The organism is Cellulomonas sp. NPDC089187 (genome assembly GCF_040685135.1).
Lineage (GTDB): Bacteria > Actinomycetota > Actinomycetes > Actinomycetales > Cellulomonadaceae > Cellulomonas.
The window spans coordinates 341,416-353,134 of sequence record NZ_JBFBHI010000001.1 but is presented as its reverse complement, the minus strand read 5'-3'; the positions used below and the strand labels follow the sequence as shown (position 1 = coordinate 353,134).

Here is an 11,719-nt window from a genome sequence, read left to right as displayed (position 1 = left end):
CTGACATCTGGTATCGCACATTCAACACTTTCCGGGAGAACAGCGTGATCGCTCGCATCCGCAAGGCCATGGACGACAACGACAAGGGATTCACCCTCGTCGAGCTCCTCGTCGTCATCATCATCATCGGCATTCTGGCGGCCATCGCGGTGCCGGTGTACCTGAACCAGCAGGACAAGGCCAAGGACTCCGCGGCCAAGTCGGACCTGGGCAACGCGAAGATCGCAGTGGCGTCGGCGCTGGTGGACGACCCGAACGCGACCTCGGTCACCCTGGCGGACCAGGGCTTCGAGTGGACGGATGGCGTCAAGGACACCACTGACCCGGTCCCGGTGACCGGTGGTGACTTCTGCATCGCGGCGACCTCCGCTGCGGGCCACACCTTCCACGTGAACGCCAACGGCGGCATCGAGGAAGACGGGTGCACCCCGTGATCGCCTGATCACGACACGACGGTCGGCCGGTGGTCCCCAGGGCGGGGCCACCGGCTGTCCGCCGTCGCGGACGCGGCGCAGACTCGGCGTGATCCCTCCGCACCCGCTCCGTAGCTCCGACCCGTGCGACAGCCGCACCGCAGCACTCACCGGTACAGCACCCGCACCCCAGCTCCACCCGCGACGTCCCCCGCGTCGCGGCCCCACCCGCCCGAGGAGACCCCCGTCGCCATGCGCCGCCCCTCCCGGCTCCACCGCCACCCGGCCCGACCCGGCGCGCACCCTGTCATTGACGGCCCGGACAGCAACGCCCCCGACGCCAGCCCCGGCCCCCAGGCCCGCCTCGGTAGCGACGCCGGCATCGGCATCGTCGAGATCCTGGTCGCGATGGCGGTCTTCGGCGTCCTGATGGCCTCAGTGACCCCGCTGCTGCTGAACTCGATCACCCAGACCGCCCGTGCCGCGCAGTTGGCCACCGCGAGTCAGATCGCCAACCAGCAGGTCGAACGCGCCCGGTCCGCTGCCACCGACTGCGGCCAGCTGGTCGCCCACCTGACCGCCTCCTCCGGCGCGGCCCAGGCGGCGGTGCACGATTCGCGGGGCATCACCTACGCAGTCACCGAGACCGCGCCGGGGTCGATCAACTGCCCGGATGCCGACGGGCTGGTCACCTACGCGGTCACCGTGGAGGCGCAGACCAACACCAGCCGCCCGGTGCGCGCCACGGTGGAGACCCAGATCTGGGTGGGCAAGTGAACCGCCTGCGTCACGCGTTGCACCCGAGTGACCGTCCGGCGGACGCGGGGCTGTCCCTGGCGGAGCTGCTGGTCTACATGGTGCTGTCCGGGATCGTGCTGGCCATCGTCGGCACTCTGCTGGTGACCACGCTGGTCACCCAGCGCGATGTGCGCGCCCAGGCCACCGCGTCCTCGGCCGCTCAGGTGGTGCTGACCGACATGGAGAACGCGCTGCGCAATGCGGTGAGCGTCCGCACGCCGTCCAGCTTCGACGGGAATCTGCTGGTGGTGAAGACCCGGATCGCCGACTCCGACGCGGACTCGTCCTTCACCTGCCGCGGCTGGTACCTGGACCCGGCCACCGGGCGCATCCTCACTGTTCGGGGCGCGCCGGGCAGTACGGCACCGACCCGGGGATTGACCACCGGCTCCGACTTCTCCCGTTGGGCTGTCGCGTTGGAGGACGTGCGCCGGTCCACGGTCACCGCATCGCCCGCCCCCGTGTTTACCGCGGAGGGGGCGACCGGAGCGCACATCCGATTCGAGGTCCTCGATGGCGAGGACGGTTCCAGCCTGACCATCACCTCTGCGGCGATCCCGCGAGCGCAGGGGACGAGCACCGGGAGCACGTCATGTTTCTGAGTCGTCGGCTGGGCGCGGGTCTGCGCGATGACCGGGGGTCGGCGCTGATCACCGTGATCGCCATCTCCGCGGTGGTGGCGATCGTCACCACGACGCTGGTCGCCACGGTCACCTTCGCCACCGGGACGAGTGCCACCTCACGCGGGACGGTGCAGGCCCAGGCCACTGCGGAGGATGCGATCGACTCGACGCTCTCGCAGATGTCGAGCTACCGCTACGGCGCGGAGGGGTCCTTCCCCTGTGCGCTGAGCTACCAGGAGGTGACCAGCTCAGGGTCCGCCACCGCGACGGTGACCCTGCGGTACCGCGCGCAGGGATCGGCGTCGCTGGCCTGCCCGGTGCCGTCCTCCCGGCAGATCGTCGAGGCGGAGGTGACCGCGGTGGCCGCTGTTCAGGTGCCGACCGGCGACGGGATGCGGTCGGTCGAGCGCACGGTGAAGCAGCGATTGAGTGTGCAGGACTCCGAGGAGTCGAATGCGCTGTTCAACTACGGGGTGTTCTCCAACGGGGACCTGACCATCACCAACGACTTCAAGGTCGACGGCGGTGGGGTGCACACCAACGGTGCCTTCAAGTGTTCCGTGGCAGGCACGGTGGTCGGGCCGGTGAGCGCGGTCGGCGCTGTGTCGCTGACCAACAGCTGCCTGACCAAGGACGTGCGCGCGGGCGGCACCTTCACCTGCTCCGCGGGGCCGGTGGTCACCGGTGATGTGACCGCGGCGGGCACCGGGACGTCGACGCTGACCAACGCCTGCAAGATCACCGGGTCGATGACCGCCGCCGGGAAGATCGACATCACCACCACCACGCCGCGGGTGGGCGGGAACCTGATCTCCTCCGGGAGCTCGATCAAGGTCGCCAACACTGCGCCCATCGTCGCGGGCTATGGCCGGGCGGCCACCACGATCAGCACCGGTGACGGCGGCTCGGTGGCCACGGTCTTCGGCAGCACGTCGACCGGCGGTTCACCGTCGGCCGCCCCCTCGGTGCCGGAGGTGCAGACCATGCCCGCGATCACCTGGGCGGACCTGACCCCCACCGGCACCCGGGTGCAGGACTTCAAGCTGTGGTTGCAGGAGAACGCCATCGCGAACAACGCCCCGACCTGGACCGATCCCCGGGCCGGCACCACCTGCACCGCGGCCCGGGCCAACTGGTCGCTGAACGGCAACCTGGTCGGCCCCGCCGCCGCGACGGTGCTGGACGCTCGCGGCTGCGACGTGACCCTGCAGGGCGAGAGCGCGTCGGCCCCCCTGACCATCACGCTGCGCGACGACCTGACCATCGTCGCCAAGTCGCTGAACACCACCAACGGGGTCAGGGTGTCCTCGGTGAAGACCGGTGCGGATGCCAAACTGCGGATCATCGTGCCGCTGAGCTCGGGCACGGCCACCTGCTCGGCCGCGGTGCCGTCCAGCGCCAAGGGCACCATCGCTTTCACCGGCACGGTGGTCTTCGACTCGAATGTGGACACGATGCTCTACACCAACGGCACGGTGTCGCTGACCAACGACACCACGATTCACGGGTCGGTCTACGGCTGCGAGACCCGCGCCTCGGTGCGCACCACCATCGTCTACACCGACGTGACACCGCCGGGCATGGAGGGTCCGGACACCGGCACCTACACCTGGGACCAGACCGCGCGGTACAACCTGTACCCGAGCTCATGAGCGGCGGGGTGCGCTGACATGGTGATGCTGCTGGGGGCGGTCCTCGGGCTGGTGATCGGCTCCTTCCTCAATGTGGTGGTGTGGCGGGTCCCGCGCGGGGAGTCCGTGGCTCACCCGCCGAGCGCCTGCCCACGCTGCGGCCACCGGGTCCGCGCCCGGGACAACGTTCCTGTGCTCTCCTGGTTGCTGCTGCGCGGTCGCTGCCGGGATTGCAGCGCACCGATCGGCGCGCGCTATCCGGCGGTGGAGGCGGGTACCGCGGTGGCCTTCGCGCTGGTCGGTTGGTGGCTCGGCTGGTCGTGGGCGCTGCCGGCGTTCTGGTACCTGGTCGCCGTGTCGGTGGCGCTGACCCTGATCGACCTGGACGTGCGTCGTCTGCCGGATGTGATCGTGCTGCCCTCCTGGGTGGTCGGCGTGCTGCTGTTGACGGTGGCGTCCTGGGATTCGGGCCAGAGCTCCGACTGGGGGGCACTGGGGCGGGCGCTGATCGCCGCCGTGGTGATGGGGGCCAGCTACCTGCTGATCCTGCTGGTCTACCCGGCGGGGATGGGGCTGGGTGACGTGAAGTTGGCGGTGCTGCTCGGGCTGTACCTGGGCTGGATCGGCTGGTCGGCGCTGGTGGTCGGCTGGTTCGCGGGATTCCTGCTCGGCGGGATCGTCGGCGTCGTCCTGCTGCTGACCCGGCGGGCGGGACGCAGCACGCAACTGCCCTTCGGCCCGTGGATGCTCGCGGGCTGCTGGATCGGACTGGTGGTCGGCCCGACCGTGGCGGCGGGCTATCTGGAGCTGGTCGGTCTCTGACCGCACTTCCCCCCGTGCAGTCCCTCAAGAACCACTCCGTCGTGGCCGATCAGCTCGGGGGAGTGACCATCGCCCGTCGTCGTCGGAAGGACCTGGAGTGGGTTCGGCACATGTGATCGGTCTGGACATCGGCACCACCGCGGTCCGCGCAGCGGAACTGGAGTTCGGCGGGTCCCGCTCCGGGCAGTCCGCCACCCTGGTGCGCTACGGCGAGGTGCCGCTGCCGACCGGAGCGGTGCGCGACGGTGAGGTGGTCGAGCAGCAGACCGTCGGCACGGCGCTGCGTCAGCTGTGGCAGCAGCAGAAGTTCAGCACCAAGGACGTGGTGGTCGGCGTCGGCAACCAGCGGGTGGTGGTCCGGGAGCTGGAGTTGCCCTGGGCGCCGCTGACCCAGCTCAAGGCGTCGCTGCCGTTCCAGGTGCAGGAGATGCTGCCGGTGTCCGTCGACGACACCCTGCTGGACTACCTGCCCACCGATGAGGTGGACGGTCCCAGCGGGCGCATGGTCCGTGGCCTGCTGATCGCCGCGCCCCGGGACACCGTCACCGCGAATCTGTTGGCGGTGGAGGCGGCCGGGCTGCGACCGACGATGGTCGACCTGAATGGCTTCGCGCTGGTGCGCGCCCTGCATCGGGCGGGCAACACCGGTCGGATCGCGGCCTATGTCGAGGTCGGTGCCCGAGTCACCACGGTGGTGGTGGCTCAGGGGACCACACCCCGCCTGGTCCGGGTGCTGCCGATGGGCGGGCAACAAATCACCGATGCGATCGCCCGCACTCTCGCGGTGAGCCAACCGGAGGCGGAGCAGGCCAAACGCGAACTCGGTCTGGAGGGGCACGGGCCGGTGCAGTCCGCCGTCACCGAGGTCACCCGCGGGCTGGTCGAGGCGGTGCGCAACACCTTCGTGTACTACCAGGCCAACCATCCCGGGCGGGGCATCGAGGTGGTGGTGCTCTCCGGTGGCGGGGCGCATCTGCCGGGCTTCGGGCAGTACATCTCCAGCGCCAGTCGGCTTCCGGCAGTGCTCGGTGATGCCCTGGCCGGGATCACGATCGGCAAGGGTGTGCCCAGTGGGCGGATGCAGGGTCTGGAGTCGCTGGTGGCACTGCCGACCGGCCTGGCACACGGGGTGGCGGCATGAGTCAGACGATGGAGCGGGCGTCCGCGCGGCAGCGCACCGGCGCGGCGGGACCCAGTGTGGTCGGCACCGGCCTGCCGCAGATCAACCTCTTGCCCGAGAGCATCCGGGCAGTCCGTCGGCTGCGGGACGCCCGCGGCTGGTTCGGCCTCGCCGTGCTGGTCTGCCTGGTGCTGGTGGTGCTGGCCTACCTGGGCGGCACCCTGCTGGTCGGGCAGGCCGAGGACGACCGGGCCGCACAGGAGCAGCGCACCGCCGAGCTGCTCGTCAGCAAGGGCCAGTACGCCGAGGTCACCCCGGTGATCGCCGAGGTGGAACGGCAACAGCGCGCCATCCTGGTGGGCTCCGGCGCGGAGGTCGAGTGGGCGCAGTACGTGGGTGCCGTAGCGGCGGTGCTGCCGGCCGGGATGCAGGTGAACTCCCTGGCGATGGCACCCATCGGCCTGGATGACGGCGCGGTGATGCCGAGCGACCCGTTGGTGACCCCGGGCCTGTACCAGCTGACCTTCGAGGCGCTCGCAGCCGCGGCACCGAATGCGGCCGACCTGATCGACGGACTGGACGCCGTGCCCGGGTTCACGGACGCGCGGGTGACCGTCTTCGACCGCGCCGAGGACCAGCCGTTGTACCAGGTGACCGGCACGGTCCAGGTCACGGCGGCGGCGCTGTCGGGCCGCCTGACGACCACAGAGGAGGACTGATGGCCGCGTCGATGCGCACCTGGATCGCCGGCACCGCCGGACTGTGTGTGGTGGTGCTCGCTCTGGGCGGGTTCGTCCTGGTCAAGCCGCAACTCGACCAGCGAACCACCCTTCGGGAGGAGACCGCCGACCTGGCCGCCGCCAACGATCTGCTGGCCCAGGAGGTCGAGCAGCTCAAGGCTGACTACGCGGACATCGAGACCTACCGCGCGGCACTGGCCGCCGGGCAGGTGAAGATCCCTCAGCAGGCGGATCTGGCGGCGATGCTGCGGGAGATCTCCAGCACCGCGGAGGCCACCGGGGTCGCGCTGATCACCGCCTCACCCCAGACGGCCGAGGCCACCACCACCGAGGAAGACGGGGAACCGGCACCCGCCGAGTCCGGTGAGTCGGATGACTCCGCTGAGCCGACGGCCGAGCCGTCGCCGAGCGCGGGTTCGGCGGACGCGCAGCAGGCCGCCCAGGAGGACGCCACCGAGCAGATCACGGCCGCGCTGAGCGAGGTGGAAGGGCTGTACGCCATCCCGGTCACCATCGACGTGGCGGGGAACTTCGCCGCGATTCAGTCCTTCCTCGCGACGTTGCAGACCGGCACCCAGCGGTACTTCTTTGCCGGGCCGTTCACGATGAGCCGGATCGAGACGGCCGGCGGCAAACTCCCAGACACCGTGCAGCCCGGTGATGTCGAGCTGGCGGTCCAGGCGTTCGTGTACACCCTGACCCCGGTCGACGGCAGCGTGCCGGAGGCGGAGGACCAGGGCGGCGACACCACGGTTCCGGCGGTGCCGGGAGCCGACCCGTTCACCGCGAACCCGCTGGGCTGATCAGCCTGGCATCTCACACTGCGCCCCGGTCCACGTTCTGGGCCGGGGCGCAGTGCGTCCTGCGGAGCGTGAAAGGATCAGACCCATGCTGCGTTGGTTGACATCCGGTGAGTCGCACGGTCCCGCCCTGGTGGGAATCCTGGAGGGCCTTCCGGCCGGGGTGCAGGTCACCACCGCCGACGTGCAGGCCGCCCTCGCCCGGCGTCGTCTGGGCTATGGCCGGGGCGCGCGGATGTCCTTCGAGCAGGACGAGGTGCGCATCCTGGCGGGTCTGCGGCACGGGGTCAGTCAGGGTGGGCCGCTGGCCATCGAGATCGGCAACACCGAGTGGCCGAAGTGGGTCGACGTGATGGCCGCCGACCCGGTGGACGACCCGGAGCTGCTCAACCGCGCCCGCAACGCCCCGCTGACCCGGCCGCGTCCGGGGCACGCGGACCTGGTGGGGATGCGCAAGTACGGATTCGACGACGCGCGGCCGGTGCTGGAGCGAGCCTCCGCCCGGGAGACCGCGACCCGGGTGGCACTGGGCCTGGTGGCGGCGAAGTTCCTGGAGCAGGCCGCCGGGATTCGTCTGGTGTCGCATGTGGTCGGCATCGGGCCGGTGGCGGTGCCCGAGGAGCGCGCGGACCGGGTGTTGCCCACCCCGGATGACGTGGCGGCGTTGGACGCCGATCCGGTGCGCTGCTTTGACCCGGAGACCTCGGCGGCGATGGTCGCGGAGATCGATGAGTGCCACAAGGCCGGGGACACCCTCGGTGGTGTGGTCGAGGTGCTGGCCTACGGCGTGCCCAGCGGGCTCGGCTCCTACGTGCACGCCGACCGGCGGTTGGACTCCCGGCTGGCCGGTGCGTTGATGGGCATCCAGGCGATCAAGGGCGTCGAGGTCGGCGACGGCTTCCGCACCGCCACGCGTCGTGGCTCGGCCGCGCACGATGAGATGGAGCGCGATGCGGACGGCGTGATCCGGCGGCGGTCCAACCGGGCCGGTGGCCTGGAGGGCGGCATGACCAACGGGGAGATCCTCAAGGTCCGGGCGGCGATGAAGCCGATCTCCACCGTCCCGCGCGCGCTGGACACCGTGGACACCACCGGGGGTTCTGCCAAGGCCCAGCACCAGCGCTCCGATGTGTGCGCGGTGCCCCCGGCGGCGGTGGTGGCCGAGGCGATGGTGGCACTGGTGCTCGCCGACACCCTGCTGGAGAAGACCGGTGGCGACTCGGTGCCGGAGGTGCGTCGCAATCTGGACGCGTACCTGGCGTCGATCCCCGAGCTCCTGCGGTGATCGCACCGACGCAGCCCCGGGTCGTGCTGATCGGCGCTCCCGGTGCCGGCAAGAGCACGGTGGGCCCGCTGCTGGCTGACCTGCTCGGCGTGGGGTTCCGGGACACCGACGCCGACGTGGCCCTCGCGGCGGGTAAGTCCGTCCCGGAGGTCTTCGTCGAGGACGGCGAGCCACGATTCCGCGAGCTGGAACGTGACGCGGTGCTGACCGCGCTGGATGCACACGACGGGGTGCTTGCCGTCGGCGGTGGGGCGGTGTTGGACGCCGACAGCCGCACGGCCCTGGCGCGCTACCGCTCCGGAGGTGGTGCGATCGTGTGGTTGCAGGTCACCCTGGCGTCCGCCGCCGGTCGGGTCGGGTTCAACCAGCCACGACCGGTTCTGCTCGGGAACCCGCGCGCGCAGTGGCAGGCGCTGCTGGAGCAGCGTCGCCCGGTGTACAGCGAACTCGCCGCACATGCGGTCGACACCGACCGGGTGCCGCCGCAGGAGGTGGCCGCACGGATCGTCGCACGGCTGGAGGGGAACGATGACTGAGAACCTGCGTCGGGTCGAGGTGGCGGGGGGGCAGCCCTACCCGGTGTTGATCGGCCGGCACCTGCTGGGGGAACTGCCCTCGCTGCTGCGTGACGGCGTCCGCAAGGTGTTGGTGATCCATCCCGCCGCGCTGGCCACCACCGCTGAGGCAGTGCGGGAGGACCTGACCGCGCAGGGATTCGAGGCGGTGCTGGCCGAGGTCCCGGATGCCGAGCCGCAGAAGTCCGCGCAGGTCGCCGCCTTCTGCTGGCAGGTGCTCGGTCAGGCGGACTTCACCCGCTCGGACGCCATCGTCGGGCTGGGCGGGGGTGCCACCACCGATCTGGCCGGATTCGTGGCCTCCACCTGGTTGCGCGGGGTGCAGGTGCTCCAGGTGCCGACCACCCTGCTGGCGATGGTCGACGCGGCGGTCGGCGGCAAGACCGGGATCAACACCGTCGAGGGGAAGAACCTGGTCGGCACCTTCCACCCGCCGGTCGGGGTGCTCTGCGATCTGGCCGCACTGGAGTCGATGCCGCGGCACGACTACGTCGCAGGGCTCGGTGAGGTGGTCAAGTGCGGGTTCATCGCTGATCCGCGGATCTTGGATGTGGTCGAGCAGGCCGGCAACCTGGTGACTGACCCGGTGCGGGCGGCGGGCTCCGCCATGCTGGCCGAGTTGGTCGAACGCGCGGTCACGGTCAAGGCGACGGTGGTCGGCCAGGACCTCCGGGAGAACGGCCTGCGGGAGATCCTCAACTACGGGCACACCCTGGGGCACGCCATCGAGCATGTCGAGCGCTACTCCTGGCGGCACGGCGCGGCGGTGAGTGTGGGGATGGTCTTCGCCGCGGAGCTGGCCCGGTTGGCGGGCAAACTGGATGACGCGGTGGTCGCCCGGCACCGGGAGATCCTCACCGGTCTCGGCCTGCCGGTCGGCTACCGGGGGGACCGCTGGGATCAGCTGTCCGCAGCGATGCGCCGGGACAAGAAGGCCCGTGGCGATCTGCTGCGCTTTGTGGTGTTGGAGGACATCGCACGGCCGGTGCGATTGGAGGGGCCCGATCCTGCCCTGCTACTGGCGGCCTACGCCGAGATTGCCGAGGGTGCGGTGGCGCACAACGCCATCTCGCTGTAGCGGGGGCACGCCCTCCGCGGTGGTACTCGTACAACGCCCCAAGTTTGTTGTGGAAAGTACAAAGGCACAGGCTTGTTGGTAGCCTGTGGGCATGTTCGTGCTCACGCTCGACCAGATTGGCAGCCGCCGCAGCGACGACTTGCTCCCCGCGCTGCTGACCGAGCTGCGGGTGCGCGGTCCGCTGGCCGGACGCGCACCGGCGCTGCCCCACGGCGGACACCCGCCGCGCACGCCGGCCGGCCTGGTACTCCCGCTCGAGCGCACGGTGGGCGATGAGGCGCAGGTGGTGCTGGACGACCCGGTGCTGACGCTGGACCTCGCCCTCCACCTGCTCCGGATCGGCGGGTGGAGCATCGGCATCGGAGCCGGACCGGTGCGGCTCCCGCTGGCCGAGAGTGCCCGGGCGTCTGCTGGTGAGGCCTTCATCGCGGCACGGGAGGCAGTCGAGGCCGCCAAATCGCGCAGCAGGACGGTCCCGCTCGCGGTGCGCGGCGTCGATGCCGAGGCCGCCGCCGACGCCGAGGCCGTACTCAGTCTGATCGGCGCGGTCATCCGCCGCCGCAGTGTTGCCGGCTGGGCCGTGGTGGACCGGGTGGTGCAGGGCGAGCGGCAACAGGATGTCGCGGACGCGCTCAGCATCACCCAACAGGCGGTCAGTGCTCGGCTCGCCGCGGGGCTCTGGGACGAGGAACGTGCCGCGCGCCCGGCGGCGGCGCGCCTGCTCGGCCGTGTCGGTGGCGCCCGGCAGGATGGCTGACTCGCGCGGGGCGAGCGACGGGAGCGGGCATGCATCCGGGGGCGGTAATCGCGGTCGGCCTGGCCGCGCTGGTGGTCAGTGCGGGCGCGGGGTGGTGGCTGTGCGCTCTGGTGCTCCGGCTCGCCGACCGGGGCGGCACCGGGCAGGTGCGACGTGCAGGGGAGCGGCTGCGTGGCGGCACCTGGATCGGTATCTTGGAACGGCTTGCGGTCACCGGGTGCCTCCTGGTCGGGCAGCCCGGGGGTGTGGCCGTCGTCGTCGCCGTCAAGGGTCTGGGGCGCTACCCGGAGCTGCGTGCCGGTGACACCCCTGGGGTCTCCGAACGATTCGTGATCGGCACGCTGGCCTCCATGCTGTGGGCCGGTGGGGTCGGCGCGCTCGGTCACTGGCTGTTGACGCGCTGACGTTCGGCAGGTCATCGGGCACCCGCTACGATGGTCGGCGGCCCGGAACCGGTCCGACCGGCGTGAATCGCCCGGACCGACGACCCAGACTCGACAGGAAGCAGCGAACGTGGCGACGACCAACGACCTCAAGAACGGCACCGTGCTGAAGATCGACGGCCAGCTCTGGACGGTCATCGAGTTCCAGCACGTGAAGCCGGGCAAGGGCGGTGCCTTCGTCCGCACCAAGCTCAAGAACGTCCTGTCGGGCAAGACGGTGGACCGGACCTTCAACGCGGGTCTGAAGGTCGAGACCGCCAACGTCGACAAGCGCGACATGCAGTACCTGTACATGGAGGGCGACGACTTCGTCTTCATGGACACCGACACCTACGACCAGATCACGATCCCGGCCGCCACGGTCGGCGACGCCGCGAACTTCATGCTTGAGGGTCAGATCGCCACGGTCGCCACCAACGAGGGCAACCCGCTGTTCGTCGAGCTGCCGCCGTCGGTGGTGCTGCTGATCACCTACACCGAGCCCGGACTGCAGGGTGACCGCTCCACCGGTGGCACCAAGCCGGCCACGCTGGAGACCGGCTACCAGATCCAGGTGCCGCTGTTCTTGGAGGCCGACACCAAGGTCAAGGTCGACACCCGCGACGGTTCCTACCTGGGTCGCGTGAACGACTGA

At 70.6% G+C, this 11,719-nt stretch carries 14 protein-coding genes; all 14 read left to right on the top strand.

Going from position 1 to position 11,719, the window contains the following annotated elements; translation table 11 throughout:
- Nucleotides 1–44: 44 nt before the first annotated feature.
- The 14 genes from AB0N78_RS01690 (at nucleotide 45) to efp (ending at nucleotide 11,719) form a co-directional block, all read left to right on the top strand.
- A complete protein-coding gene (locus AB0N78_RS01690) occupies nucleotides 45–434 on the top strand; it encodes a prepilin-type N-terminal cleavage/methylation domain-containing protein (RefSeq protein ID WP_363385002.1) in 390 nt (129 codons plus the stop codon).
- Nucleotides 435–665: 231 nt separating this feature from the next.
- A complete protein-coding gene (locus tag AB0N78_RS01685) occupies nucleotides 666–1,190 on the top strand; it encodes a type II secretion system protein (RefSeq protein WP_363384999.1) in 525 nt (174 codons plus the stop codon).
- The gene (locus tag AB0N78_RS01680) at nucleotides 1,187–1,813 is read left to right on the top strand and encodes a hypothetical protein (protein ID WP_363384996.1); all 627 of its coding nucleotides are present in this window, start codon (nucleotides 1,187–1,189) and stop codon (nucleotides 1,811–1,813) included. Before AB0N78_RS01685 ends, AB0N78_RS01680 begins: the two co-directional genes overlap by 4 nt.
- Nucleotides 1,804–3,486: a hypothetical protein gene (locus tag AB0N78_RS01675; RefSeq protein ID WP_363384993.1), complete on the top strand. Its 1,683-nt coding sequence runs from the start codon at nucleotides 1,804–1,806 to the stop codon at nucleotides 3,484–3,486. Before AB0N78_RS01680 ends, AB0N78_RS01675 begins: the two co-directional genes overlap by 10 nt.
- Nucleotides 3,487–3,504: 18 nt before the next feature.
- Complete coding sequence (locus AB0N78_RS01670) at nucleotides 3,505–4,287, top strand: prepilin peptidase (protein ID WP_363384990.1); 783 nt, start codon at nucleotides 3,505–3,507, stop codon at nucleotides 4,285–4,287.
- A 97-nt stretch (nucleotides 4,288–4,384) separates the two neighbouring features.
- Nucleotides 4,385–5,428 (top strand): type IV pilus assembly protein PilM, encoded by a 1,044-nt coding sequence (gene pilM, locus AB0N78_RS01665; protein WP_363384987.1) that lies wholly within the window; start codon nucleotides 4,385–4,387, stop codon nucleotides 5,426–5,428.
- Nucleotides 5,425–6,126 (top strand): hypothetical protein, encoded by a 702-nt coding sequence (locus tag AB0N78_RS01660; RefSeq protein WP_363384985.1) that lies wholly within the window; start codon nucleotides 5,425–5,427, stop codon nucleotides 6,124–6,126. Before pilM ends, AB0N78_RS01660 begins: the two co-directional genes overlap by 4 nt.
- On the top strand, nucleotides 6,126–6,950 hold the full coding sequence (locus AB0N78_RS01655) for a hypothetical protein (protein ID WP_363384982.1): 825 nt from the start codon (nucleotides 6,126–6,128) through the stop codon (nucleotides 6,948–6,950). The genes AB0N78_RS01660 and AB0N78_RS01655 overlap by 1 nt, the downstream gene beginning before the upstream one ends.
- A gap of 85 nt (nucleotides 6,951–7,035) precedes the next feature.
- Complete coding sequence (aroC, locus tag AB0N78_RS01650; RefSeq protein WP_363384979.1) at nucleotides 7,036–8,232, top strand: chorismate synthase; 1,197 nt, start codon at nucleotides 7,036–7,038, stop codon at nucleotides 8,230–8,232.
- The gene (locus AB0N78_RS01645; protein ID WP_363384976.1) at nucleotides 8,229–8,768 is read left to right on the top strand and encodes a shikimate kinase; all 540 of its coding nucleotides are present in this window, start codon (nucleotides 8,229–8,231) and stop codon (nucleotides 8,766–8,768) included. Before aroC ends, AB0N78_RS01645 begins: the two co-directional genes overlap by 4 nt.
- The gene (aroB, locus tag AB0N78_RS01640; RefSeq protein WP_363384974.1) at nucleotides 8,761–9,885 is read left to right on the top strand and encodes a 3-dehydroquinate synthase; all 1,125 of its coding nucleotides are present in this window, start codon (nucleotides 8,761–8,763) and stop codon (nucleotides 9,883–9,885) included. The genes AB0N78_RS01645 and aroB overlap by 8 nt, the downstream gene beginning before the upstream one ends.
- Before the next feature lie 91 nt (nucleotides 9,886–9,976).
- Nucleotides 9,977–10,642, top strand: a complete 666-nt coding sequence (locus tag AB0N78_RS01635; protein WP_363384972.1) for a hypothetical protein — start codon at nucleotides 9,977–9,979, stop codon at nucleotides 10,640–10,642.
- Nucleotides 10,643–10,671: 29 nt separating this feature from the next.
- Nucleotides 10,672–11,046 carry a hypothetical protein gene (locus AB0N78_RS01630; protein ID WP_363384970.1) on the top strand — a complete coding sequence of 125 codons (375 nt, stop codon included), beginning with the start codon at nucleotides 10,672–10,674 and terminating at the stop codon, nucleotides 11,044–11,046.
- 109 nt (nucleotides 11,047–11,155) lie between these two features.
- Nucleotides 11,156–11,719, top strand: a complete 564-nt coding sequence (efp, locus tag AB0N78_RS01625; RefSeq protein ID WP_363384967.1) for an elongation factor P — start codon at nucleotides 11,156–11,158, stop codon at nucleotides 11,717–11,719.